Annotated in this window: 21 protein-coding genes; 12 read left to right on the top strand and 9 right to left on the bottom strand. The window is 74.0% G+C overall.

What is annotated here, in order from left to right; all coding sequences use genetic code 11:
• The coding region (locus tag KBZ10_RS28490) for a M23 family metallopeptidase (RefSeq protein ID WP_210990629.1) at positions 1-257 on the top strand (257 nt) is incomplete at its 5' end.
• 30 nt (positions 258-287) lie between these two features.
• Here the strand turns inward: KBZ10_RS28490 and KBZ10_RS28485 are convergent.
• On the bottom strand, positions 288-878 hold the full coding sequence (locus KBZ10_RS28485; RefSeq protein ID WP_210990628.1) for a TetR/AcrR family transcriptional regulator: 591 nt from the start codon (positions 876-878) through the stop codon (positions 288-290).
• Between the two features lie 238 nt (positions 879-1,116).
• Here KBZ10_RS28485 and KBZ10_RS28480 point away from each other — a divergent pair, with 238 nt between their 5' ends.
• Positions 1,117-2,877: an MDR family MFS transporter gene (locus tag KBZ10_RS28480; protein WP_210990627.1), complete on the top strand. Its 1,761-nt coding sequence runs from the start codon at positions 1,117-1,119 to the stop codon at positions 2,875-2,877.
• Between the two features lie 118 nt (positions 2,878-2,995).
• On the opposite strand, the gene cseC is transcribed toward KBZ10_RS28480, so the two are convergent.
• The 5 genes from cseC to KBZ10_RS28455 all read right to left on the bottom strand — a co-directional run bounded on the left by cseC (position 2,996) and on the right by KBZ10_RS28455 (position 8,064).
• Positions 2,996-4,261, bottom strand: coding sequence for a two-component system sensor histidine kinase CseC (cseC, locus tag KBZ10_RS28475; protein ID WP_247703137.1), 1,266 nt, complete (start codon positions 4,259-4,261; stop codon positions 2,996-2,998).
• A 350-nt stretch (positions 4,262-4,611) separates the two neighbouring features.
• The gene (gene cseB, locus KBZ10_RS28470; RefSeq protein WP_210990626.1) at positions 4,612-5,322 is read right to left on the bottom strand and encodes a two-component system response regulator CseB; all 711 of its coding nucleotides are present in this window, start codon (positions 5,320-5,322) and stop codon (positions 4,612-4,614) included.
• Between the two features lie 10 nt (positions 5,323-5,332).
• The gene (locus KBZ10_RS28465; RefSeq protein WP_307847654.1) at positions 5,333-6,103 is read right to left on the bottom strand and encodes a hypothetical protein; all 771 of its coding nucleotides are present in this window, start codon (positions 6,101-6,103) and stop codon (positions 5,333-5,335) included.
• Positions 6,100-6,654 (bottom strand): SigE family RNA polymerase sigma factor, encoded by a 555-nt coding sequence (locus KBZ10_RS28460; RefSeq protein WP_210990625.1) that lies wholly within the window; start codon positions 6,652-6,654, stop codon positions 6,100-6,102. Before KBZ10_RS28460 ends, KBZ10_RS28465 begins: the two co-directional genes overlap by 4 nt.
• 429 nt (positions 6,655-7,083) lie before the next feature.
• On the bottom strand, positions 7,084-8,064 hold the full coding sequence (locus KBZ10_RS28455; protein WP_210990624.1) for an A/G-specific adenine glycosylase: 981 nt from the start codon (positions 8,062-8,064) through the stop codon (positions 7,084-7,086).
• A gap of 228 nt (positions 8,065-8,292) precedes the next feature.
• On the opposite strand from KBZ10_RS28455, the gene KBZ10_RS28450 reads away from it, so the two are divergent.
• Positions 8,293-9,132, top strand: a complete 840-nt coding sequence (locus tag KBZ10_RS28450) for a hypothetical protein (protein ID WP_210990623.1) — start codon at positions 8,293-8,295, stop codon at positions 9,130-9,132.
• Between the two features lie 145 nt (positions 9,133-9,277).
• On the opposite strand, the gene disA is transcribed toward KBZ10_RS28450, so the two are convergent.
• Together disA and radA are read right to left on the bottom strand one after the other, a co-directional pair.
• Positions 9,278-10,402, bottom strand: coding sequence for a DNA integrity scanning diadenylate cyclase DisA (gene disA, locus KBZ10_RS28445; protein ID WP_210990622.1), 1,125 nt, complete (start codon positions 10,400-10,402; stop codon positions 9,278-9,280).
• A gap of 288 nt (positions 10,403-10,690) precedes the next feature.
• The gene (gene radA / locus KBZ10_RS28440; RefSeq protein ID WP_247703130.1) at positions 10,691-12,196 is read right to left on the bottom strand and encodes a DNA repair protein RadA; all 1,506 of its coding nucleotides are present in this window, start codon (positions 12,194-12,196) and stop codon (positions 10,691-10,693) included.
• A gap of 203 nt (positions 12,197-12,399) precedes the next feature.
• Between radA and KBZ10_RS28435 the strand changes: the two genes are divergently transcribed.
• Complete coding sequence (locus KBZ10_RS28435; RefSeq protein WP_210990630.1) at positions 12,400-14,067, top strand: hypothetical protein; 1,668 nt, start codon at positions 12,400-12,402, stop codon at positions 14,065-14,067.
• A 181-nt stretch (positions 14,068-14,248) separates the two neighbouring features.
• Here the strand turns inward: KBZ10_RS28435 and KBZ10_RS28430 are convergent, their stop codons facing one another.
• The gene (locus KBZ10_RS28430) at positions 14,249-15,097 is read right to left on the bottom strand and encodes a hypothetical protein (RefSeq protein WP_210990621.1); all 849 of its coding nucleotides are present in this window, start codon (positions 15,095-15,097) and stop codon (positions 14,249-14,251) included.
• Positions 15,098-15,178: 81 nt separating this feature from the next.
• On the opposite strand from KBZ10_RS28430, the gene KBZ10_RS28425 reads away from it, so the two are divergent.
• From KBZ10_RS28425 to proC, 8 genes are all read left to right on the top strand, one after another.
• Positions 15,179-16,108, top strand: a complete 930-nt coding sequence (locus tag KBZ10_RS28425) for a Ppx/GppA phosphatase family protein (protein ID WP_210990620.1) — start codon at positions 15,179-15,181, stop codon at positions 16,106-16,108.
• A 283-nt stretch (positions 16,109-16,391) separates the two neighbouring features.
• Positions 16,392-17,243 (top strand): sugar phosphate isomerase/epimerase, encoded by an 852-nt coding sequence (locus KBZ10_RS28420; RefSeq protein ID WP_210990619.1) that lies wholly within the window; start codon positions 16,392-16,394, stop codon positions 17,241-17,243.
• On the top strand, positions 17,240-17,908 hold the full coding sequence (locus tag KBZ10_RS28415) for a TetR family transcriptional regulator (RefSeq protein WP_210990618.1): 669 nt from the start codon (positions 17,240-17,242) through the stop codon (positions 17,906-17,908). The genes KBZ10_RS28420 and KBZ10_RS28415 overlap by 4 nt, the downstream gene beginning before the upstream one ends.
• A gap of 297 nt (positions 17,909-18,205) precedes the next feature.
• Positions 18,206-20,059: a dihydroxy-acid dehydratase gene (ilvD, locus tag KBZ10_RS28410; RefSeq protein WP_210990617.1), complete on the top strand. Its 1,854-nt coding sequence runs from the start codon at positions 18,206-18,208 to the stop codon at positions 20,057-20,059.
• Between the two features lie 213 nt (positions 20,060-20,272).
• Positions 20,273-20,788: a hypothetical protein gene (locus KBZ10_RS28405; protein ID WP_210990616.1), complete on the top strand. Its 516-nt coding sequence runs from the start codon at positions 20,273-20,275 to the stop codon at positions 20,786-20,788.
• A gap of 262 nt (positions 20,789-21,050) precedes the next feature.
• Positions 21,051-21,959, top strand: coding sequence for an ABC transporter ATP-binding protein (locus KBZ10_RS28400; protein ID WP_210990615.1), 909 nt, complete (start codon positions 21,051-21,053; stop codon positions 21,957-21,959).
• Positions 21,956-22,693 carry an ABC transporter permease gene (locus KBZ10_RS28395; protein ID WP_210990614.1) on the top strand — a complete coding sequence of 246 codons (738 nt, stop codon included), beginning with the start codon at positions 21,956-21,958 and terminating at the stop codon, positions 22,691-22,693. The genes KBZ10_RS28400 and KBZ10_RS28395 overlap by 4 nt, the downstream gene beginning before the upstream one ends.
• Before the next feature lie 147 nt (positions 22,694-22,840).
• On the top strand, positions 22,841-23,650 hold the full coding sequence (gene proC, locus KBZ10_RS28390) for a pyrroline-5-carboxylate reductase (protein WP_210990613.1): 810 nt from the start codon (positions 22,841-22,843) through the stop codon (positions 23,648-23,650).
• Positions 23,651-23,880 lie beyond the last annotated feature (230 nt).

The following is a 23,880-nucleotide window of genomic DNA, read 5'->3' as shown; positions in this document are numbered from 1 at the left end:
AGGCCGGCTGGGGTGGCGCGTACGGCAACAACGTCGTGGTCAAGCACGGCAGCGGTACCTTCACCCAGTACGCCCACCTGTCGAAGATCACCGTCCCGGTCGGCACCCAGCTGAGCACCGGGCAGGAACTCGGCAAGGTCGGCTCCACCGGTAACTCCACCGGTCCGCACCTGCACTTCGAGACCCGCACCACCCCGAACTACGGCTCCGGCGTCGACCCGGTGGCCTTCCTGAAGCAGCGCGGCGTCACCCTGTGACGGACGGGAGCGCACCGCGCGGCCGCGGAGTCACCGGGACCGCTTGAGGGAGCGGCCGGCATCCGCCGCGGCGATCAGATCGAGGGCGACTTCGAGGACGGCAGCACGCTTGTCCTCGGGGTCGCCCTCGATGTCCTTGAGGGCGAACACCCCGGCGTGGATGGTGAAGAGCGCGCTGACGGAGCGGACCTGGTCGGTCAGGCTCGCGTCCGGATCCTTCACCAGGTCGAAGAGGGCGAACATCCGTTCCTTGACGTTGCCGCCGATGCTCAGCTCGCGCACCGTCGCCTGGTTCTCCTGGACGAAGCGGAAGACCGGGGCGGCGTCGTGGAGGGCGGCACTGTAGCGGCGCAGCAGCTCCCGCTTGGTCTCCTGGCTCCGGGGCTGTTCCCGGCCCCAGGCGATGAGCTCGTCGAGGGGCCGGGTACGGTCCTCGAAGATGCTGATGAGGATGTCTTCCTTGGTCTTGAAGTGGTAGTAGAGCGCCGCCTTGGTCACGTTCAGCTGGGCGGCGATCTCGCGCAGCGAGGTCTTCTCGTACCCCTGTTCGACGAAGAGGGAGAGCGCGGCGTCCTGGATGCGGCGGCGGGTGTCCCTCCGGCGCGTGTGCGGTGTGGCCACGGTGGCTCTCCTGCTCCCTGCTCGTGTGCGGATCGGTCCGGCCCGTACCGAATTTACTTGACGACCGGCAAGTAGACAGGTTAGCTTCCGGGCAGATTTCTGCTAGCCGGGCGGCAAGTAAGTTTCCTCGCGGCGGTCGGTCCGCGCCCCGTGCGTGGCCGGTCCGGCGCCCCCGCGCCGCGCGCCCGGCCGGCACACCGCACTGCCTTCTTCTCGCGCACTCCCGGAGCGAACCGCCATGGCCCAGGCCCCGCCCGACCCCGTCCACGACGCGCCCCCCGCCGGCTCGCCGGCCACGGCGCCACCCCAGCGCAGTGTCCGCGTGGTGCTGCTGGCGCTGATGATCGCGATGCTCCTCGCCATGCTCGACAACATGATCATCGGCACCGCGATGCCGACCATCGTCGGTGAACTGGGCGGACTCGAGCACCTCTCCTGGGTGGTGACCGCCTACACCCTCACCACCGCCGCCTCCACCCCGGTCTGGGGGAAGCTCGGCGACCTGTACGGCCGCAAGGGCATCTTCATCACCTCGATCGTGGTGTTCCTGCTCGGCTCCGCACTCTCCGGCATGGCCCAGACCATGGGGCAGCTGATCGGCTTCCGCGGTGTCCAGGGACTGGGCGCGGGCGGCCTGATGGTCGGTGTGATGGCGATCATCGGCGATCTCATACCGCCCCGGGAACGCGGCCGGTACCAGGGCATGATCGCCGGGGTCATGGCGCTGGCCATGATCGGCGGGCCGCTCGTCGGCGGCACCCTCACCGACACCCTCGGCTGGCGCTGGAGCTTCTACATCAACCTCCCGCTCGGCGCCGTCGCCCTCGTCATGGTGACGGCGGTGCTGCACCTGCCGCGGAAGCGCACGAAGGCGCGGATCGACTACGCGGGCGCCGCCCTGCTCACCGTGGCGATCACCTCGATGGTCCTCCTCACCACCTGGGGCGGCATCGAGTACGCCTGGGACTCCGGTGTCATCCTCGGGCTCGCCGGCACCGCCGCGGTCACGACGGTCGCGCTGCTGGTCGTGGAGAGCCGGGTCGCCGAACCGGTTCTGCCGCTCGGCATCTTCCGCAGCCGCAACTTCTCGCTGATGACCCTCATCGGCTTCCTGGTCGGCTTCGTGATGTTCGGCTCGATGACCTTCCTGCCCCTCTACCAGCAGACCGTGCAGGGCGCCTCGGCGACCAACTCCGGACTGCTCCTGCTGCCGCTGCTGCTGGCGATGATGGCGGTCTCGCTGGTCGCGGGACGGGTCACCACCCGGAGCGGCAAGTACAAGATCTTCCCGATTCTCGGCGGCGGGCTGATGGTCACCGGCCTGTTCCTGCTGTCGACGATGGACACCGGAACCTCCCGGTTCGTCTCCGGCTGCTACATGGCGGTCCTCGGCGCCGGCCTCGGCTTCCTGATGCAGATCACCATGCTCGTGGCCCAGAACAGCGTCGAGATGAAGGACATGGGCGTCGCCTCCTCGACGACCACCCTGTTCCGCACGGTCGGCGGCTCCTTCGGCGTCGCGATCATGGGTGCGCTCTTCACCCACCGGGTGCGGGACGGCATGGCCGGCGGAGCCGCACCGGGAGCCCCGGCCGTCCCGGAGGGGGCCGCGCAGCTCGACGCGGCGAGCCTGGCGGAACTGCCGGAGGCGGTGCGGCAGATGTATCAGTCGGCGGTGGCCGGCGGGACGCACGGCGTCTTCCTGGTGGCCGCGTTCGCGGCCCTGGCCGGGTTTCTGGCGGCCTGGTTCGTCGAGGAGGTGCCGTTGCGGGGAGCCGCTCCGGCCGGGCCGGGAGCGGGCCCCGGAGGGCCGGGAGGCGCACCGCGCGAGGAGAGGGCCGGGGGTGCCGGCGGAGCCGGCGGCGTCGTGACGGAGGCCGAAGCGGGCGCCGGCGCGGCCCCGGGCACGCGCGGCGCTGACGAAGCGGGCCCCGGCCCCGTCGCCGAAGCCGGCGGAGCGGGCCCGGCGGGCAGGGCCCCGGCGGCGAAGCCCGTCTGAGCCGACGGCCCGGCCCCCGGCCCCCGGACCCGGCCCGGCCCCCGGCCCCCGGACCCGGCACGGCCCCCGGACCCGGCCCGGCCCCCGGACCCGGCACGTACGGCGGGCCCGCCCGGTCTCAGGACCGGGGGCCGGGCACGGTGACGAGGGGGATGCCGCCGGTGTCCGTGGGCGCCGTGCCCGGCAGCCACAGCACGGCGACCGCCCCGCCGCCGGGCGCGTTGCGGAAGGTGAGGTCCGCCCCCAGCACCCGGGCCTGGCCGGCCGCGATGGTCAGGCCCAGGCCGTGCCCCCGCCCGGCCCGGTCCGCGCTGCCGGTGCGGAACCGGCTCGGCCCTTCGTCCAGCAGCGCCGGCGGGAAGCCGGGCCCGTGGTCCCGTACCCGCAGGATCCGGCCCTCCACGGTGACCCGGACCGGTCCCCGGCCGTGTGTGGCCGCGTTGGCCAGGAGATTGCCCAGGACCCGCTCCAGACGCCGCGGATCGGTCTGCACCCGGGCGTCCCGCACGACCTCCGTCACGGCCTCCGGGGCGAGGACGCGGACCCGGCGGGCGACGAACTCGCCGAGCGCGACCTCCTGGAGCTCGGCCCGCTCGGTGGCGCTGTCCAGCCGGGCCACCTCCAGGACGTCCTCCACCAGGGTCCGCAGTGCCTGCGCCCGGTCCCGCACCAGCTCCGAGGGGCGGCCGGGCGGCAGCAGTTCGGCGGCGGTGACCAGTCCGGTCACCGGGGTGCGCAGTTCGTGCGCGATGTCGGCGGTGACCCGCCGCTCGGCCTCCAGCCGCTGCTGGAGGGCGTCCGCCATGGCGTCCACGGCGCGCGCCAGATCGTCCGTCTCGTCCCGCACCCGGCCGCTGATCGCGGCTCGTACGCGGACCTCCGTGTCGCCCTGCGCGACCCGGCCGGCGGCCGTCGCGGCCTGCCGCAGCCGCCGGGAGAGCTGGCCCCCGACGAGCACGCCCAGCAGGCAGCCGCCGCCGATCACCGAGACGGAACCGATGGACAGCGCCCGGTCCAGATCGCCCAGGACGGCGTAGCGGTCCTCGAACCGGGTGTGGATGGAGAGGACCCGGCCGCCGGCCAGGGGTACCGCCGCCCACACCTCGGGAGCTCCGTCCCCGGTGTCCTCCAGATACGTGGCGCGCTGGCCGCCCCGTACCGCCTCGCGCAGCTCCGGGGGGAGGTCCGGGTCGTCGATGTGCGCGTCGAAGTTGAGCCGGCCGGTGGACTCGTAGATCCGCTGCGCGAAGGTGACCCGCTCGTCCTGGATGTCACGGCTGCCGTTCAGCAGCGAGACACGGGCGGCGTTGTGGACCACCAGGCTGAGCGCGAGGGCGACCAGCGCGCCCACCGCGGCGATGGCGGCGCTGAGCTTCCAGCGCAGCCCCGTGCGGAAGCGGAACCGGCCGGAGGGGGCGCGGCCGGAGAGGGCGCGGCCGGAGAGGGCGCGGCTCCGGAGACCGCGGAACCGGGCGCGGAGCCGGCCGGCCCGCGGCGCGGAGCCGGGTCCGTCGCCGGCCCCGTCGCCGCCCGGTCCGGGAGGGGGCGGTCCCGCGGCGGCCGGTCCGGGAGCGCGGGGTGCGGGGGAGGGTGCGGAGCGGGACGGCGGGGAAGGGGCGGCGGCGGGGGGCGGCACGGACAGTCGCGGCGGGGACGGCGGGGACGGGCGTGGCGGGGACGGCGGGGACGGGCGTGGCGAGGACGGGTCGCTGTTCGGCACGGGTGGTCCTCCGGTCAGCCGCGCAGCTTGTAGCCGAAGCCGCGTACCGTGTCGATGCGGTCCTGGCCGATCTTGGCGCGGAGCCGCTGGACGTGGACGTCCACGACCCGGGTGTCGCCGCCCCAGTCGTAGTCCCAGACCCGCTCCAGCAGCCGGTCCCGGGAGAGGACCGTGCCCGGCGCGGAGGAGAACTCCAGCAGCAGCCGCATCTCGGTCGGCGTCAGCGAGACGGGCTCACCGTCCTTGCGGACCTCCATGCCGCCCGTGTCGATCTCCAGGTCGCCGAAGCGCAGCGGCTCGCTCTCGGCCTCCCCGTCCGGCCCGGCCCGCGCGGTGCCGTCCGGGCCCCCGGCCGCGTGCCCGAAGCGGCGCAGCACGGCCCGGATCCGGGCCACCAGGACGGCGCTGTCGAAGGGCTTGGTGACGTAGTCGTCCGCGCCCGCCTCCAGGCCCAGTACCACGTCGATCGAGTCGGCCCGCGCCGACAGCATGATCACCGGCACCGTGGACTCGTCCCGGATGTGGCGGCACAGGCTCACCCCGTCCAGGCCGGGCAGCATCACGTCGAGCAGGGCGATGTCCGGGCGGCCGCCGCGGAACAGCTCCAGGCCGGTCAGCCCGTCCGGCGCCGCCGTGACCACGAGTCCGGCGCGCTCCAGGGCGAGCTGGGTCGCCTCCCGGATGACGTCGTCGTCCTCGACGAAGAGCACATGCGTCGCGGCCATCGCCCGCCCCTCAGTCCTCCGGCCGCGGGCTGGGACTCGGCTCCTCGTGGCCGCCGCCCGCGGACTTGCTGTAGTCGTTGTATATGCGGTCGCGCTCGGAGAAGGCCCCCTCGCGCCACCGGTAGGTGACCACTTCCTCGCCGGAGGGGCAGCAGACCTTGTCGCCGCTCGCGTAGATCTGCTTCTTGACCTCCAGTTCGCCCCCGACGATCTCGGCATAGACGGGTGAGATCTCGTCGGCGAAGACCTTGCGGTACCGGCGGCCGTCCACGCCGACGGTTCCGGGGAGTTCGTCCCCGCTGTCGCCCTCCTGGCCGGGACGGGGGGTCTCCGGGTCCTGCTCACGGTAGACGTACGCCGCGATGCCGAAGGAATCCTGGCAGGTCAGCACGTTGATCACCACATCGGGTACATCGTTCCCGGTGAGCGTCCCATAGCTGACGTCGACGGGGTACTCGTCCGCCGCGCACGGTTCGAGGCGCTTGCGGATCTCAGGGGCGATCTTGGGGTCGTTCTTGATGATCTCGACCGGATCGACCCGGCGGGGCGTCGCCGAGGACGGTGCCGGGGAAGGTGTCGGCGCCGACTCCGTCCGCGCGGGACCCTCCGCGCGGATCCCGGTTCCGGGCGCGCTGCACCCCGCCAGGAACAGCGCGGCGGCGGCCGCGCCGGCGGCCGCCGTCCCGATCCGCAGGAGACCCGCCGGGACGGTGCGCGTCCGGGCGGGTCCGGTGGTTCCGGGGGGCTCGGGGAGCTCCCGGGTGCGTTCGGTGGGCGTCACGCCGCGCACTGCGGCCGTCCTCGTACCATGCGTTCTCTGCGTTCCGTCTCCCGCGCTTCCAGCTCGCGGTTCTCCAGTTCCTGGCGCATCCGGGCCAGGGCCCGGTGCAGTGTGCTCTTCACGGTTCCGGTGGACATGCCCAGGGCCGCCGCCGTCTCCTGCGTGCTCATCTGCTCCCAGTGTCGCAGGACCACCACACTGCGCTGCTTCGGGGCGAGCACCCGCAGCACGTCCATCAGCAGCGCCCGGTCCGCGCGCTGCTCGGCGCCGTCCTCCAGGCAGTCCTCCGGCAACTGGTCGACGGGTACCTCGTCGAGCTTGCGGGCCCGCCACCACTCCGTCCGGGTGTTGATCATCACGCGCCGGAGGTAGGCGTCGGCCAGTGACTTGTCGGCGATGCCGTCCCAGCGGCCGAAGGTGCGGGCGAGCGCCGTCTGCAGCAGGTCCTGCGCGTCGACGGGGTCCCGGACGAGCCTGCGGGCGCTGCGCAGCAGGGCGTCCTGCCGGGCCCGTACGTACTCCTCGAAGCCCAGCACCTCGTTGTCCGCCATGGCCGACCGCCTCCGTCCCGCTCTTCCCGCCCCGTGTGGCCTTGTCCCCGGCACGGAGGCAAGCTACTGAGCGGCTGTAACGGAGCTGTCCGCTCCGCCCCTCGGCGGACGCACGGCAACCCATCGGTTGTGTAACAACTCCCCCGGCCCGGGCGGACTGTGGCATCCGGCGGACTCAGGAGGCCGCTGTGGCGCGCGAGTTGACCGGCTCGGATCGCTCGCGGACCGAAGGCGAAAGACATGTGCAGAACCGCCTATGAGCTTCGGCCGGTTCTGATCACCGCGCGGGATCGCGGCGGGCCGGCGAAGCGTTCGGGACCGGCACCGTTGACCGTGTTCTCCCGCCCGGCCCCGGCCGCCCCGGTCCGGCCGTCCCGGCCCAGTTCGGCTCAGCTCAGCTCGGCTCGGCTCAGCTCGGCTCAGCTCAGCTCAGCTCAGGGGCAGCCGGTAGCCGCCGTCCGCCAGCGGTTCGACGAGGCCGTCGGCGACCAGCCCGTCCAGCGCCCGGGCCCGTTGCACCGGCTCCTCCCACACCGCGTCCAGCACCCGCTGCGGAACCGGCGCCGTCGCCTCCCGGAGCACCGCGAGGAGTTTGCCGCGCACCTGGCGGTCCGTGCCGGCGTAGGTCTGCCCGCGGCGTGGCGGCCCGTCGTGCGGTGGCGAACCGGCCAGCCGCCAGGAGCACCGGTCGGCGATCGGGCAGCGCCCGCAGCCCGGGTTGCGCGCCGTGCACACCAGCGCGCCGAGCTCCATCGTGGACGCGGCCCAGCGGGCCGCCGTGCCCTCGTCCTCCGGCAGCAGGGCGCGGGCGAGGCGGCGCTCGGCGGCGGTCGTCGCCGTCGGCGGGTACTGGACGCCGGTCACGGCACGGGCGAGGACCCGGCGGACGTTGGTGTCCAGCACGGCGTGCCGCCCGCCGTACGCGAACGAGGCCACGGCCGCGGCCGTGTACTCGCCCACCCCGGGCAGCGCCAGCAGCTTCGCGTGGTCGCGCGGCACCTCCCCGCCGTGCCGTTCCGCTATCGCGACGGCGGCCCCGTGCAGCCGCAGCGCGCGACGCGGGTAGCCCAGCCGGCCCCAGGCCCGGACCGCCTCGCCGGGCGCCTCGGCGGCGAGACGGGCAGGGCTCGGCCAGCGCGCGAGCCACTGCTCGTAGACGGGCAGCACACGGGCCACCGGTGTCTGCTGGAGCATGAACTCGCTGACCATGACGCCCCAGGCGCCGGCTTCGGGGCGGCGCCAGGGGAGGTCGCGGGCGTGCTCGCCGAACCAGTCGATCACGGCGGAGTGCAGACCGGCGGGCGCCGCGACGGCAGCGGCGTCGGGGGAGAGCGCGGCCGTCGTGCTGCTCGGGACCGGCGGGTTCATCGGGGCTGACGTGTTCGTCGAGGGCTTCGGAGTCGCAGTCATGACGCCCCCGATCCTGCCAGAGCCCACTGACGAAGGAGGGGCTCCGGGCGGAGCGGTGCGGTGGGCGGGCCCATCGTCACCGTGTGCGGCCGCGCCGGTGCCCGGGGCGAGGGAGACGGTCGTCCGGCGGCCCGCCGAGACCGAACCGGAATGATGATCGCCAAAAGTTGCGGTGGCGGCGGCGGGTATACGCCTGAACGGGTCCTCTTCTCTCGTAAGGTTTCCGGCGTGGGTTCTCTGCGCAATCCTGTCGGGCCGCTTCCCTCCTCCATCTACTGGCGCCGGAGGGTGGTGGCCCTGTGCCTGGTCGCGTTGCTCGCCGTGCTCGCCGTCTGGGCCGTCCGGTCCGCCACCGGCGGTGGCGGCGGTGACGGAGACGGCGGAACCAACGGCGAGGGCCCCGCGCAGTCCATCACCCCCGGCCCCTCCTCCTCCGGACCGGCGATCAGCGAACGGCCCGGCGGCCGCGACGACTCGGGCGGCACCGGAGACGGTGACGACGGCGGCTCCGGCGGTGGCACCGGCGGCTCGGCCGGTACCGGCGGCGGCCCGGGCGGAGACGCCGGCAGCGACGGCGGCGGCTCCGGCAGCGGCGGTGCGGCCGGAGGCGGCCCGGGCTCCGGCGGCAGCGGCGGGGGGAGCGGCGTCCCGGCGGGCACGGCCCTCCCCGACTGCGGTGCCGGGGACGTGGAACTGCGGATCCGCAGCGTCGAGAACCGCTACGGGCCGGACGAGAAACCCGAGTTCGAGCTGATCGCCGAGAGCACCTCGAAGCGCGCCTGCGAGGTGGACTTCGGGGAGAGCACCGCGGTGCTCACCATCACCCCGGCCGACGAGGACGACCCACTGTGGGCGTCCGACGACTGCCTCAGGGAGAGCCGGGAGATCCGGCTGCGGGTACCGGCCGGCGGCCGGGCCACGTACACGGTCGCATGGGACCGCAAGCCGAGCGAGCCCAAGTGCGCCACGCCCGGCGCCGGTTCGGCGAAGGCGGGAACCTATCTGATCGAGGCGGAGGCCAAGGGCGTCGACAAGGCAGAGACCTCCTTCGTTCTGGCCAAGGACTGACCCGGCAAGCCGTCCGGACCGCTCAGCCGCTCAGCCGCTCAGCCGCTCAGTCGCTCAGCCGCTCAGTCGCTCAGTCGCTCAGTCGCTCAGCCGTTCGCCGCCGGGCTGTTCGGCTCGTTCGCCGCCGGGCGGGCCCGCCCGCCGCTCAGACGTAGCGTTCGAGGATCGAGGACTCCGCCAGCCGGGACAGGCCCTCGCGCACCGAGCGCGCCCGGGCCTCGCCCACCCCGTCGACCGTCTGCAGATCGTCGACGCTCGCGGCGAGCAGCTTCTGCAGACCGCCGAAGTGCTCCACCAGCCGCTCGATGATGGTGTTCGGCAACCGCGGCACCTTGGCCAGCAGCCGGTAACCACGCGGCGACACCGCCGAGTCGAGTGTCTCCGGAGAGCCGCTGTAGCCCAGGGCGCGCGCCACCACCGGCAGCTCCAGCAGCTCGGTGTGCGACAGCTTGTCGAGTTCGGCGAGCGCGTCCGCGACCGTGCGGGTCCGCTTGGCGGTCGGCTCGGGCACGTAGTCCCGCACCACCAGCTCGCGCTCCGGCTCGACCCCCGCGATCAACTCGTCCAGCTGGAGCGACAGAAGCCGGCCGTCGGTGCCCAGCTCGACGACGTACTCGGCGATCTCGGTGGCGATACGGCGGACCATCTCCAGCCGCTGCGCCACGGCGGAGACGTCCCGGACCGTCACCAAGTCCTCGATCTCCAGGGCGGAGAGGGTCCCCGCCACCTCGTCGAGGCGGAGCTTGTACCGCTCCAGTGTGGCCAGGGCCTGGTTGGCGCGGGACAGGATCGCCGCGGAGTCCTCCAGGACCCGCCGCTGCCCGCCCACGTAGAGGGCGATCAGCCGCATCGACTGGCTGACGGAGACCACGGGGTAACCGGCCTGGATCGAGACGCGCTGTGCCGTGCGGTGCCGGGTGCCGGTCTCCTCGGTGGGGATCGACGCGTCGGGAACGAGCTGCACACCCGCCCGCACGATCTTGGTGATGTCCTTGTCGAGGATGAGCGCGCCGTCGAGCTTGCACAGCTCGCGCAGGCGCGTCGCGGAGAACTCCACATCGAGGACGAAACCGCCGGAGCACATGGCCTCGACGTGCCTGTCCATGCCCAGCACGATCAGTCCGCCGGTGTTCCCGCGGAGGACCCGCTCGAGTCCGTCGCGCAGGGCGGTACCGGGCGCGACAGCGCTCAGTGAGGCGCGCATCAGGCCCTCGGTACCGGAACTCCCGCCGGATTTGCCGGGAGTCGCTGCCCGGTCGTTGGCTGCCACTGCACTCCTCCGGTCGCAGAATTCGGGGCCCGGGTGCGTACGTACGGGCGAGACCAGGGCAAAGTCTACCGGCGGCCGGACGACTTGTGTGGTGCGTCTCGGCTGAGGCGTGCGCGGCGCACCCGCCGCGCGCTCCCGCGTGCGCGCCGGAGAGCACAGCGGGGCCGGCCGGAAGCTCCCGCCGGAACACCGCCCGGGAGCCCTCGCGGGGTGCAGCCGATGGACTCCGGGGCCCGGGAACCCGGACACCGGGGAACCCGGACACCTGGGGATCCGCGCCCCGGGGACTCAGCGGGCGGCGCCCCCGGAGAGCGGCGAAACCTCCGCGGTCCCGCTCTCCGCCCGCCGGGCTCGCCCGGCGCCTCCGGACCGCTCCGCTCCCTCCGCTCCCGTCGTCCGCTCGGGCCGCTCTCCGCGCGCCCGGCGCGGCAGCACCCGCAACGCCTCCCCCACGTTCGCGACCTCGATGACCCGCATCCCCTCCGGCACCCGCCCCGGGTCGGCCGGCACCAGCGCGTGCGTGAAGCCCAGCCGGGACGCCTCCGACAGCCGGCGCTGCACACCCGTGACCCGCCGGACCTCGCCCGCGAGGCCGACCTCGCCGATCGCGACGAGGTTCTTCGGCAGCGGGGTGTCGCTCGCCGCGCTCGCCAGCGCCAGGGCGATCGCGAGATCCGCCGCCGGCTCCGTCAGCCTCACCCCGCCGACCGTGGCGCTGTAGATGTCCCGCTTCCCCAGTTGAGAGATCTTGCCGCGCTGCTCCAGCACCGCCAGCATCATCGACACCCGCGAGGTCTCCAGACCCGAGGTCGTGCGGCGCGGGGACGGGATCTGCGAATCGACGGTGAGCGCCTGCACCTCGGCGACCAGCGGCCGGCGCCCCTCCAGCGTCACGGTCAGACAGGTGCCCGGGACCGGCTCGGCGCGGCGGGTGAGGAAGAGACCCGACGGATCCGCGAGGCCGGTGATCCCCTCGTCGTGCAGCTCGAAGCAGCCCACCTCGTCCGTCGTGCCGTAGCGGTTCTTGACGCCCCGGACCAGCCGCAGCCGGGCGTGCCGGTCGCCCTCGAAGTGCAGCACCACGTCGACCAGATGCTCCAGCAGCCGCGGTCCCGCGATGGCGCCGTCCTTGGTGACATGTCCCACCAGCAGCGTGGACATCCCGCGTTCCTTGGAGGCGCGGATCAGCGCCCCCGCCACCTCCCGCACCTGCGCCATGCCACCGGGTGCGCCGTCGATCTCCGGGGAGGCCACCGTCTGCACGGAGTCCAGGACCAGCAACGACGGCTTCACCGAGTCGAGATGCCCGAGCACGGCCGACAGGTCCGTCTCCGCGGCCAGGTACAGATGGTCCGCGATCGCCCCGATCCGGTCGGCGCGGAGCCGCACCTGGCCCGCGGACTCCTCGCCGGTCACGTACAGCGTGCGCTCCTGTTCGGTGGCCGCCCTGGCGGCGACGTCCAGCAGCAGCGTCGACTTGCCCACGCCCGGCTCGCCCGCCAGCAGCACGACGGCGCCCGGCACCAGGCCGCCGCCCAGCACCCGGTCCAGCTCGGGCACGCCCGTGGCCCGCGCGGTCGCCCGGCGGCCGTCGACCTGGCCGATCGGCAGCGCCGCCGCCGACACCCGGCCGGGCGCGGTCGTCCGCACGGCCGGCGCGCCGCCGGCTTCCTCGACCGTGCCCCACGTCTGGCACTCGGGGCAGCGGCCGAGCCACTTGGCGGTCGTCCAGCCGCACTCGGTGCAGCGGTAGGAGGGACGGTCCTTGGCGGACGTACGGGTGCGGGAAGCCATGCCGCAACGCTAACGCCGGGCGCCGACAACGCGCGGGGCGGACCCGGAACGGGACGGCGGCGGACCGTCGCACCGGACGAGCCGGCCAAGGGCGCCGCGACCGGGCCGTGGAACGCGGGACCGGCGGCGTCCATCACCCACAGGGGTGAAAACCGCCCGAGCGGCGTGAGCGGGCCGCCCGGTCCCCCTACCGTCGCCGGGTGATGAACAGCAGGCCCGAGTACCCGACCCATGCCACCGGCGCCGGCGCGCGCTACGAGCCGTACCTCGACGGGCTGTTCACCTACTGCCTCGCCGCGCTGTGCGAACACGACGCGGCAACCGCCGTCCTCGGCGAGGTCCTCGCCCACGCGGAGCGGCGCCACCGGCGTTCACCGGCCGAGCCGGAGCGGCAGCGTTCCCGGCTCTACGCCCTGGCCCGCTGGGCCTGCCTGCGGCATCTCGCCGTCCGCCCCCGCCGGCCCGCGGCGGCCCGCACCGCCGGCCCGTCCGCCCCGCACGGCCCGTCCGCCCACGGCGGCGGAGACGGTCCGTGCGACCGCGCCCTCGCCGCGGAGACCGCCGCCCGGCGCCGCCGGGAACTCTCGACGCTGGTCTGGCCGGAGGCCGCGGGGACCACCCGCGAGCAGCGCGAAGCCCTGGAACTCGCCGTGCGCCACCGGCTGACGCCCCCGGAAATCGCCGCCGTGCTCGGCCTGGACGAGGAGAGGGCGCGGAGCCTGCTGACCGCGGGCGCCCGCGAGGTCGAGCGCACCAGGACCGCGCTGGCCGTCCTGGAGGGCGGCGGCTGTCCGTCCGCCAACCGGCTGGCCGGAGACGTCCGGGCGCTGATGGGCAGCGATCTCCGCCGGGAACTGCTGCGGCACATCCAGCACTGCGACGACTGCCGCCCCACCGTCCGGCAGCGTCCCCCGGCGGACGGCTCCGGGCACACCGGCAGCGGGATCACCGCGGCCGGCGCGCTGCCCCTGGTCCCGGCTCCCCGCGCGGCGGCCGCCGCCGCGATGCGCGCCGCGCTGCGCGCCCGCCCCCGGGACACCCCCACCGGCAGGCCGCGCTACGACCGGCAGGGCCTCCCCGTGGACCCGGTACGCCTGGCCGCGCGCCGCCGTACCGTACGCCGCCGCGCCGCGACGGCGGCCGTGGTGGCGGCCGCGGTCGCCGCACCGGTGTTCGCGCTGTGGGCGGCGTACCGCGGCGCGCCGCCGGGGCAGGACCGGTACGCCGGCCCGGTCTCCGCCGCCGAGGACGGCCGCCCGGGGGCACATCCGTACGATCCGGCGGACGGCACGCACGGCACGGGCGGCGTCCCCGGCGGCGGGGACCGGGCCGGGAACCGGCCGCCGGGCGGGCCCGGCGCAGGCGGCGACGACAAGAACGGCGGGGACACGACGGCCCGCGAGGACGACCCGTCCGGCACGGAGCGGGCCGGCGACGGCAGCAGCGGCGGCGAAGGGGACGGGGCCCGGCTGACGGTCGGCAGCCGGCGCGACGGGGACGGCACCCTCATCACCCTGACCGCCTCGGGCAGCACACCGGTCGACTGGTCGGCACGCACCGACGCGCCCTGGCTGCGCCTCAGCGGAACCGGCGGCACCCTGCGCCCCGGACGCTCGGTGACCGTCACGGTGACGGTGGACCGGGCGCGGCAGCCGAACGGCGCCTGGACGGGCCGGGTGACGATCGGCCCGTCCGGTGCGGTGGTCACCGTGACCGGCCGCGGTGCTCCCTCCGGGCCGGGAGGAGCGCAGCAACCCTCGCCGACGTCGCCGGCCGACCCGGACCCCGCCCCGTCGCCCTCGGCGCAGGAGCCGTCGAGCGAGCCACCGGAGGACGGGGGCGCGGGGGATGCCGGGGACGCCGCCGGGTGAGGCCCCGCCCGGGACCGCTCTCCGGGCCGCTCTCCGGGCCGCCCTCCGGACCGGTCGCCGGCAGGGCGGACACGGCGCACCGCGCCGTGCCGTGTGAGGGGGGGGACAGGACGCGCCCGACGCACGGAGCCCGCCGGGCCGCGGCGCCGGACGGGCCGCCGGTCTGCCGCTCCGCCGGTCGCTACCGGTCCGCCGGGTCCGCCGGGCCGGCCCGGTCCGCCGGGTGCGGTGCGACGGGCAGCTCCGCGGCCAGGCGTTCGGCGCACAGCGCGGCCAGCCGTTCGTAGGCCGCCCCGCCCATGAGCTCCGTGAGCTCGGGCCGGTACGAGACGTACACCGGTTCACCGGCCCCGTGCGCGCTGGTCGCCGAGGTGCACCACCAGTGCAGGTCGTGGCCGCCCGGCCCCCAGCCCCGGCGGTCGTACTCGCCGATCGACACCTGCAGGATCCGGGTGTCGTCCGGGCGGTCGATCCATGCGTACGTCCGCCGGATCGGCAGCTGCCAGCACACGTCCGGCTTCGTCTCCAGCGGCTCGCGGCCCTCGCGCAGCGCCAGCGTGTGCAGGGCGCAGCCGTGGCCGCCGGGGAAGTCCGGGCCGTTGTGGAAGATGCAGGCGCCGCCGAAGCGGCGGGTCTTGCGGGCACCGTCCTCGTCACGCTCGGTCCAGCCGCGCGGGCCGGTGCCCTCGGCGTGGTGCTGCCAGGTCCCGGGGGTGAGCCGCGCCATGTGCTCCGCGACACGCCGCTCGTCGTCCTCGTCGGAGAAATGGGCGCCCAGTGTGCAGCAGCCGTCGCTCGCACGTCCGGCCTCGATGCCCTGGCAGCCGCGGCCGAAGACGCACGACCAGCGGGAGGTGAGCCAGGTCAGATCGCAGCGGAAGACCTGCTCCGGGTCGTCCGGGTCGGTGAACTCGACCCAGGCCCGGGGGAAGTCCAGGCCCTGTTCGTCGGCGGGAGCGGAACGCGGCGGCTTCTTCGGGTTCCGGGCCGGCTTCCCCTGGTCCGGCTTCGCCCTTTTCGTCTTCGGCACCTCTTCAGCGTAGGCGGACGGAGTCCGGTACGAGCCGCTCACCTGCCGCGTTGCCGGGGGCCGTATGAGAATGTGCACGCTATGAGACTCGGTGTCCTCGACGTGGGTTCCAACACGGTGCATCTGCTGGTCGTGGACGCGCACCCCGGTGCCCGCCCCCTTCCCGCCCATTCCCACAAGGCGGAGCTGCGGCTCGCCGAACTGCTGGACGAGCGCGGGGCGATAGGCGACGCGGGCGTCGACCGGCTGGCCGCCGTGGTCGGCGAGGCCCTCCAGGCGGCCGAGGACAAGGGGGTCGAGGAGGTGCTGCCCTTCGCCACCTCGGCCGTCCGCGAGGCCGCCAACGCGGACGAGGTGCTGGCCCGGGTCACCGCCGCGACCGGGGTGCGGCTGACCGTGCTGTCGGGCGAGGAAGAGGCCAAGCTCACCTTTCTCGCGGCCCGCCGCTGGTTCGGCTGGTCGGCGGGGCGGCTGCTGCTCCTCGACATCGGCGGCGGCTCCCTGGAGGTCGCGTACGGCATCGACGAGGAGCCGGACAAGGCGGTGTCACTGCCGCTCGGCGCGGGCCGGCTCACGGCCGCCCGGCTCCCCGGCGACCCGCCGGACCCGGAGGACGTACGGGCGCTCCGCCGCCATGTGCGGGCGGAGATCGCCCGGATCGTCGGCGAGTTCAGCCGCCTGGGCCCGCCGGACCACGTGGTCGCCACTTCGAAGACCTTCAAACAGCTCGCGCGGATCGCGGGCGCGGCGCGCTCGGCCGAGGGCATCTACGTCCAGCGGGAGCTGACCCGTGCCGCGTTGGAGGAGTGGGTGCCCAAGCTGGCCGCGATGACGGTGGAGCAGCGCGCGGAGCTGCCCGGCGTCTCGGCCGGGCGGGCACCGCAACTGGTCGCCGGGGCGCTGGTCGCGGAGGCCGCCATGGACCTCTTCGGCGTGGACGAGCTGGAGATCTGCCCCTGGGCGCTCCGCGAGGGCGTCATCCTGAGGCGCCTGGACCACCTGCCGGAGTGAACCGGAGCCCAAACCGGACAGGACCGGACAGGACCGGAGAGGCCCGGAGGGACACCGGGCCGGGGCCCGGCGGCCCGGCGGCCCGGTGCCGCGGACCGCGGCCCGGTGTGACGAACGCCGCACCACGGAGGCCGCCCCTCCCCGGGAACACCCGTACGAGCCGCTCACCGCGCCTCTCGCCCCGTGCCGGGCCCTCAGCAAGCGGAGCCGGAACGTCCGCCGCTCGGGCGCACACGCTCCGGCGGCCCCTTCGGGCCGATCGGCCACGCCGTACGCTGTCTCCGTGGCTCAACCAGTGGTGCGCACCCCGGAAGTGAAGGTCGCCCTGTCCACCGCCTCCGTCTACCCGGAGTCGACGGCGACGGCCTTCGAGATCGCCGGACGCCTGGGTTACGACGGCGTCGAGGTCATGGTCTGGACGGACCCGGTCAGCCAGGACATCGAGTCACTGCGCAGGCTGTCCGACTACCACGGCGTTCCCATCCTCGCGGTGCACGCGCCCTGCCTCCTGATCACCCAGCGGGTCTGGTCCACCAACCCGTGGACGAAGCTCCAGCGGGCCCGGGCCGCCGCCGAGAAGCTCGGCGCGTCCGCCGTCGTCGTCCACCCGCCGTTCCGGTGGCAGCGCACCTACGCCCGCGATTTCGTGGACGGCATCTGGCGGATGGCGAACGAGACGGATGTGCGGTTCGCCGTCGAGAACATGTACCCCTGGCGCTACCGCGACCGCGAGATGCTCGCCTACGCCCCCGACTGGGACGTCACCAACGACGACTACCGCCACTTCACCGTCGACCTCTCCCACACCGCCACCGCCCGCAACGACGCCCTCGACATGGTCGGACGGATGGGCGACCGGCTGGCCCACGTCCACCTGGCCGACGGCAGCGGCTCCGGCAAGGACGAGCACCTGGTGCCGGGCCGCGGCGGCCAGCCCTGCGCCGAACTGCTGGAGCGGCTCACCACCAGCGGGTTCGACGGCCATGTGGTCGTCGAGGTCAACACCCGCCGCGCGATGTCCGGCGCCGAGCGCGAGGCGGACCTCGCCGAGGCCCTGGCCTTCACCCGGCAGCATCTGGCGACGGCCTCCCGGGTGCCCGGGGTGCCGCGGACACCCGGAGCACCCCGGCCGTGACGGACCCGGCCGCCGCGGAACCCGGCCCCGGCACCGGGCCCGCCACCCCCGCCCCCGCGCCCGTCCGCCGCCGCGGCCGCGGGCGCCCCGCCGCGCGCGACGGCGGGGCGGGACCGGGCGCGCGGGACCGCATCCTCGCGGCCGCCCGCGCCGAGTTCGCCGACCGCGGCTACGACAAGACGTCCATCCGCGGCATCGCGAAGAAGGCCGGGGTGGACCCCGCCCTGGTGCACCACTACTTCGGCACCAAGGAACAGGTCTTCGAGACCGCGGTCGAGCAGTCCTTCGAGCCGGCCCTCCGGGTGCCCGATCTGCTGGCCGAGGGCCCGGGCGACGTCGGCGAGCGGCTGGCCCGCCACTTCGTCGGCGTCTGGGAGAACCCCGCCACCCGCGCGCCCCTGCTGGCCGTGGTGCGCTCGGCCGTCACCAATGAGACGGCCGCGGCCCTGCTGCGCGGCTTCGTCCTGCGCAGGCTCCTGGAGCGGGTGGCGGGGGAGCTGGACGTACCGGACGCGCGGTTCCGGGTCGAGCTGGCGGTGTCGCAGCTCCTCGGCATCGCGATGCTGCGCTATGTCGTCAAGGTCGAGCCACTGGCGAGCGCGGACATCGAGGACATCGTCGAAGCCGTCTCCCCGGTGATCCAGCGCCATCTCACCGAGCCGTGAGGGCGGAGCGGGGCCGGGCGGCGGAGCCGGGCAGGCGGAGCGGCGAAGCCGGACACCGCCGGCCGTTCGGCCCCCCTTCCGCCCCGGCTCCGTGCCTCTTCCGCCCCCGTTCCCGGCGGGCCCCCGCTCCCCGAGCGGCCTCGGCGGACACCGCGCGCGAACCGGCGGATATGCGTCTCGGATCCCGGACGAACCGTCCGGATCGTGGCGGCGAGGCGTAGGCTCGTAGGATCCCCGGACCTCTGGCGACCGCCGGTGGTCCCTGCAGTACCGCGAGCATCCAAGGGAGTGACCACCGTGCCAGAGCTGAGGTCCCGCACTGTCACCCACGGCCGCAACATGGCGGGCGCCCGAGCCCTCATGCAGGCCTCCGGCGTAGCGCGCGAGGACTTCGGCAAGCCGATCATCGCGGTGGCCAACAGCTTCACCGAGTTCGTGCCCGGTCACACCCACCTCCAGCCCGTCGGCCGGATCGTCAGCGAGGCGATCCACGCGGCGGGCGGCATCGCCCGCGAGTTCAACACCATCGCGGTCGACGACGGCATCGCCATGGGCCACGGCGGGATGCTCTACTCCCTCCCCTCCCGCGACCTGATCGCCGACTCGGTCGAGTACATGACCGAGGCGCACTGCGCCGACGCGCTGATCTGCATCTCCAACTGCGACAAGATCACCCCCGGGATGCTGATGGCCGCGCTGCGCCTCAACATCCCCACCGTCTTCGTCTCCGGCGGCCCCATGGAGTCCGGCCGCGCGACCCTCGTCGACGGCACGGTCCGCAAGCTCGACCTGATCTCCGCGATCTCCGAGGCCGTCAACGACCAGGTCTCCGACGAGGACATCGCCCGCATCGAGGACAACGCCTGCCCCACCTGCGGCTCCTGCTCCGGCATGTTCACGGCCAACTCCATGAACTGCCTGACCGAGGCGATCGGCCTCTCCCTCCCGGGCAACGGCTCGGTGCTGGCCACCCACACCGCCCGCAAGGCGCTCTACGAGAACGCCGGCCGCACCATCGTCGAGATCACCAAGCGCCACTACGAGCAGGACGACGCGACCGTCCTGCCCCGCGCCATCGCCTCCCGCGCCGCCTTCGAGAACGCCATGGCCCTCGACATCGCCATGGGCGGCTCGACGAACACGATCCTCCACCTTCTGGCCGCCGCCCAGGAGGCGGAACTCTCCTTCGACATGAAGGACATCGACGAGCTCTCCCGCCGCCTGCCCTGCCTGGCCAAGGTCGCCCCCAACGTGGCCCCCGGCGGCGTGTACTACATGGAGGACGTCCACCGGGCCGGCGGCATCCCCGCCATCCTCGGGGAGCTGTACCGTGCGGGCCTCCTCAACGAGGACGTCCACACCGTCCACAGCGCCTCCCTGGCCGACTGGCTCAAGCAGTGGGACGTGCGCGGCGGCTCCGCGTCGCCCGAGGCCGTCGAGCTCTTCCACGCCGCTCCGGGCTGCGTCCGCTCCGCGACCGCCTTCTCGCAGTCGGAGCGCTGGGACACCCTCGACACCGACGCCGCCGGCGGCTGCATCCGCGATGTCGAACACGCCTACTCCACCGAGGGCGGCCTCGCGATCCTCTACGGCAACCTCGCCGAGGACGGCTGCGTCGTGAAGACCGCCGGCGTCGACGAGTCCATCTGGACCTTCGAGGGCCCGGCCGTCGTCTGCGAATCGCAGGAGGAGGCCGTCGACAAGATCCTCAACAAGAAGGTCAAGGAGGGCGATGTCGTCGTCATCCGCTACGAGGGCCCCAAGGGGGGACCGGGCATGCAGGAAATGCTCTACCCGACCTCCTTCCTCAAGGGTCGCGGCCTCGGCAAGGCCTGCGCGCTGATCACCGACGGCCGCTTCTCCGGTGGCACCTCCGGCCTGTCCATCGGCCACGCCTCCCCGGAGGCCGCGTCCGGCGGCACCATCGCCCTCGTCGAGGACGGCGACCTCATCCGGATCGACATCCCCGCCCGCAGCATCGAACTCAAGGTCTCCGAGCCGGAACTGGCCGCCCGCCGCGAGGCCCTCGGCGGCCGGTACGCCCCCGGGAACCGCGAGCGCAAGGTCTCCCAGGCCCTGCGTGCCTACGCGGCCATGGCGACCAGCGCCGACAAGGGCGCCGTCCGCGACATCGGCAAGCTCGGCGGCTGACTCCGGCGCTGACCCCGGCGGCTGACCCCGCCGGGCCGCCGCCGTACAGCCGGCAGTGCCGGGCGCGGGCCGCTCAGCGCCCGGCACCCGCCACGCGCGGGCACCCGCACGGCAGGCGCCGGCCGCGCGCCCCGCCCCGCACACGGCACACCGGCGTACGTCACACCGTCCCGGCCGGTACCAAGCCGGCCGGGACCGGCCATAATCGGCCGCATGAGCGACACGCGGCAGCCCTCGGCCTCCCAGGCGCCCCGGCCCGAGCCCCTCCGGTTCTTCGGCACCACCTGGGTCGACCACGGCGGCGGTTACGCGCTGCGGCGCGCGGGACTCGCCGCGGGTTCCCTGCTGGCCGCGGCGATCGGTACATTCCTGCTGAAACTCGGCTTCGAGGGTCTTCTCATCGCCGATGTCGGCGCCGCCCTCAGCTGGACCATCGTCGTGATCTTCGCGATTTCCGCCGCACTCGCCTTCCGCCATACGTGGAAGGGGTTCACCGCGGGCCCGGGCGCGGAGTCCGACCCCGCCGTCGAGAGCTCCATGCGGAACGTCAAGGCCATCGGCTTCATCGGCGTCCTGCTCGCCTGGTTCACCCGCAGCCTGATCGAGGCCCCGGGCGAGAAGCGGTGCCGCGCCGAATACGAGCGCGCCCGCGAGCTGTACGAGAAGCGGCGCGCGACCCGCACCGGCAACCCGGCCGCCCGCAAGCGCCCCGGCAAACGGCGCGGCTGACCGCCGCCGGGCCGCCCCCGCGGTATCCCGGCGGGGCACTCCCGCGAGCCGTGTGCGGCCGCATCTCCGCCACTTCGGCCGGCCGCCCGGTCTCCTTGCCCGGAGAGCCGGTTCCCGCGGCCCGCGCCCGGCGACCGGAACCGTTCCTCTGCCACCGCCCCTGCCACCGCCCCTGCTGCCTGCTGCCTGCCGTCGGCCGAAGGCTCCGGGCGCGAACCCGCCTCCTTGACCGCGGCCCGGACGCAGGAGCATTATTCAACACATGATGAATAACTCTGGAGGGCCAGCCGTCCGGGCCCGCGGGCTCCGTGTGGTCCGCGGCGGGCGCACCGTGCTCGACGCCCTCGACTTCGACCTCCACCGCGGCCAGGTCACCGGCCTCCTCGGCCCGAGTGGCTGCGGCAAGTCCACCCTCATGCGCGCCATCGCCGGAACCCAGGCCAGGGTCTCCGGCACCCTGGAAGTCCTCGGCCTCCCGGCCGGCTCGGCACCGCTGCGCTCCGGCGTCGGCTACGTCACCCAGGCGCCGTCGATCTACAACGACCTCTCCGCCCGCCAGAACCTCGACTACTACGCGTCCGTACTCGACCCCTCCCTCTCCCGGGCCGAACGCGCCGACCAGGTGGCCCGCGCTCTCACTGAGGTCGACCTGGAGGACCATGCCGAGCAGCTCACCGGCAGCCTCTCCGGCGGCCAGCGCTCCCGCGTCTCCCTCGCCATCGCCCTGCTCGGCTCCCCGGAACTCCTGGTGCTCGACGAGCCCACGGTCGGCCTCGACCCCGTGCTCCGCCGGGACCTCTGGAACCTCTTCCACCGGCTCGCCGACGAGCGCGGGACGACCCTTCTCGTCTCCTCCCATGTCATGGACGAGGCCGAGCGCTGCAGGCGGCTTCTCCTCATGCGGGCCGGCCGCATCCTGGCCGACGACACCCCGGAGGAACTCCGCCGCCGCACCGCCTCGGCGACCGTCGAGGACGCCTTCCTGCGCCTGGTCGACGCGGAGAAGGCGGCGGAGAAGGACGCCGGGAAGACGGCAGGCACGGAAGAGGACGGGCAGGGCCCCGGCAGGCAGGAGACCGAGCAGAGGAGAGGGCGCGGAGCCGCAGGCGGGCAGCCCGCCGCGCCCTCCACCGGCCACACCACCCCGGACACCGGAGGAACAGCGCAGTGAAGATCTCCCGTACTCTCGCCACCACCCGGCGCGTGCTCCGCCAGCTCCGGCACGACCCGCGCACCGTCGCCCTGATGCTCGTCGTCCCCCTGGTGCTGCTCTCCCTCCTCTACTGGGTCTACGACGCCAGCCCGCGCACCTTCGACAACATCGGCGCCTCACTCCTCGGCATCTTCCCGATGATCACGATGTTCCTGGTGACATCCATCGCCACCCTCCGTGAACGCACCTCCGGAACGCTGGAGCGGCTGCTCTCCATGCCCCTCGGGAAAGCCGATCTGATTGTCGGCTACGCCCTCGCCTTCGGACTGCTCGCCATCGTCCAGGCCGGCCTCGCCACGGCGCTCGCCATCTGGGGCCTCGATCTGGACATCACCGGATCACCGTGGCTGCTGCTGGTCGTCGCCCTGCTCGACGCGCTCCTCGGCACGGCGCTCGGACTGTTCGTCTCCGCCTTCGCGGCCTCCGAGTTCCAGGCCGTCCAGTTCATGCCGGCCATCATCTTCCCCCAGCTGCTGCTCTGCGGACTGCTCGCGCCCCGCGACTCCATGCAGCCGGTCCTGGAGGCCATCTCCAACGTCCTGCCGATGTCCTACGCCGTGGACGCCATGAACGAGGTGCTCCGGCACCCGGACGTCACCGGTGACTTCTTCCGTGACGTCGGCATCGTGGCCGGCAGCGCGGTGCTCGTCCTCGCCCTCGGCGCGGCGACCCTCCGCCGCCGTACGGCCTGACGCCCTCCCCCGGCACGCCGGGCCGTGAGGAGCCGTCCTGCCCGCCCATCGGACACCGCACACCCCGATTCCGCTCCGGTGCGAGGATGGCCGCGCAGCCATGTCATCGCCTGCATGTCATCGCACCGGATGGGGTGAACCCGCACCATGACCCAGAAAGTGGCCGTGCTCGGCACCGGCAAGATCGGCGAAGCGCTCCTGAGCGGCATGATCCGCGCGGGCTGGCCGACGCACGACCTGCTGGTGACCGCCAGGCGCCCGGAGCGCGCCGCGGAACTCCGCGAGCGGTACGGCGTGGAGGCCGTCTCGAACGAGGAGGCCGCGAAGACCGCCGACACCCTGATCCTCACGGTGAAGCCACAGGACATGGGACGGCTCCTGGACGACCTCGCCCCGCACGTCCCCGCCGACCGGCTCGTCGTCAGCGGGGCGGCCGGCATCCCCACCTCCTTCTTCGAGGAGCGGCTGGCCCCGGGCACCCCGGTCGTCCGGGTCATGACCAACACCCCGGCCCTGGTGGACGAGGCGATGTCCGTCATCTCCGCCGGCAGCCATGCCACGGAGGAACACCTCGCGCACACCGAGGAGATCTTCAACGGCGTCGGCAAGACACTCCGGGTCCCAGAGACGCAGCAGGACGCCGCCACCGCGCTCTCCGGCTCCGGACCCGCGTACTTCTACTTCCTCGTCGAGGCCATGACGGACGCCGGTATCCTGCTCGGCCTCCCCCGTGACAAGGCGCACGATCTGATCGTCCAGGCGGCCATCGGCGCGGCCGTCATGCTGCGCGACAGCGGCGAGCATCCGGTCAAGCTGCGCGAGGCGGTCACCTCGCCCGCCGGAACCACGATCAGCGCCATCCGCGAGCTCGAGAGCCACGGCGTACGCGCGGCGCTGATCGCAGCCCTGGAAGCGGCTCGCGACCGCAGCCGCGAACTGGCCTCCGGCCAGGGCTGACCGGGCCCGGCCGGCACAGCACGAGCGGACCCGGGGACCCGATTTGATGACCATCGGGGTGTCGTGTAGTGTTCTTCGAGTTGTCGGGGCCTCACACGGTTCACGGCAGCCACTCGCGCCGCGTCCGGCGGCACCCACTACCGCACGGTCTCCCCGATCGGGGTCGATTTCGGCATGCCGGAATTCGATACCGAAAGGCTCGATTATGAGTCGGCCGGGGATTCCGCTAA

The organism is Streptomyces sp. F63 (assembly GCF_018070345.1).
GTDB lineage: Bacteria > Actinomycetota > Actinomycetes > Streptomycetales > Streptomycetaceae > Streptomyces.
Note: the sequence above shows the minus strand (reverse complement) of the source record. Positions and strands in the feature narration are given on the sequence as shown.

What these genes read in the sequence shown, in the direction of transcription:
- KBZ10_RS28480 (WP_210990627.1), top strand. Translation starts at nt 1,117, where the DNA reads ATGGCCCAGGCCCCGCCCGACCCCGTCCACGACGCGCCCCCCGCCGGC.
- cseB (WP_210990626.1), bottom strand. Translation starts at nt 5,322, where the DNA reads ATGGCCGCGACGCATGTGCTCTTCGTCGAGGACGACGACGTCATCCGG.
- KBZ10_RS28460 (WP_210990625.1), bottom strand. Translation starts at nt 6,654, where the DNA reads ATGGCGGACAACGAGGTGCTGGGCTTCGAGGAGTACGTACGGGCCCGG.
- KBZ10_RS28455 (WP_210990624.1), bottom strand. Translation starts at nt 8,064, where the DNA reads ATGACTGCGACTCCGAAGCCCTCGACGAACACGTCAGCCCCGATGAAC.
- radA (WP_247703130.1), bottom strand. Translation starts at nt 12,196, where the DNA reads ATGGCTTCCCGCACCCGTACGTCCGCCAAGGACCGTCCCTCCTACCGC.
- KBZ10_RS28435 (WP_210990630.1), top strand. Translation starts at nt 12,400, where the DNA reads ATGAACAGCAGGCCCGAGTACCCGACCCATGCCACCGGCGCCGGCGCG.
- KBZ10_RS28425 (WP_210990620.1), top strand. Translation starts at nt 15,179, where the DNA reads ATGAGACTCGGTGTCCTCGACGTGGGTTCCAACACGGTGCATCTGCTG.
- KBZ10_RS28405 (WP_210990616.1), top strand. Translation starts at nt 20,273, where the DNA reads ATGAGCGACACGCGGCAGCCCTCGGCCTCCCAGGCGCCCCGGCCCGAG.
- KBZ10_RS28400 (WP_210990615.1), top strand. Translation starts at nt 21,051, where the DNA reads ATGATGAATAACTCTGGAGGGCCAGCCGTCCGGGCCCGCGGGCTCCGT.
- proC (WP_210990613.1), top strand. Translation starts at nt 22,841, where the DNA reads ATGACCCAGAAAGTGGCCGTGCTCGGCACCGGCAAGATCGGCGAAGCG.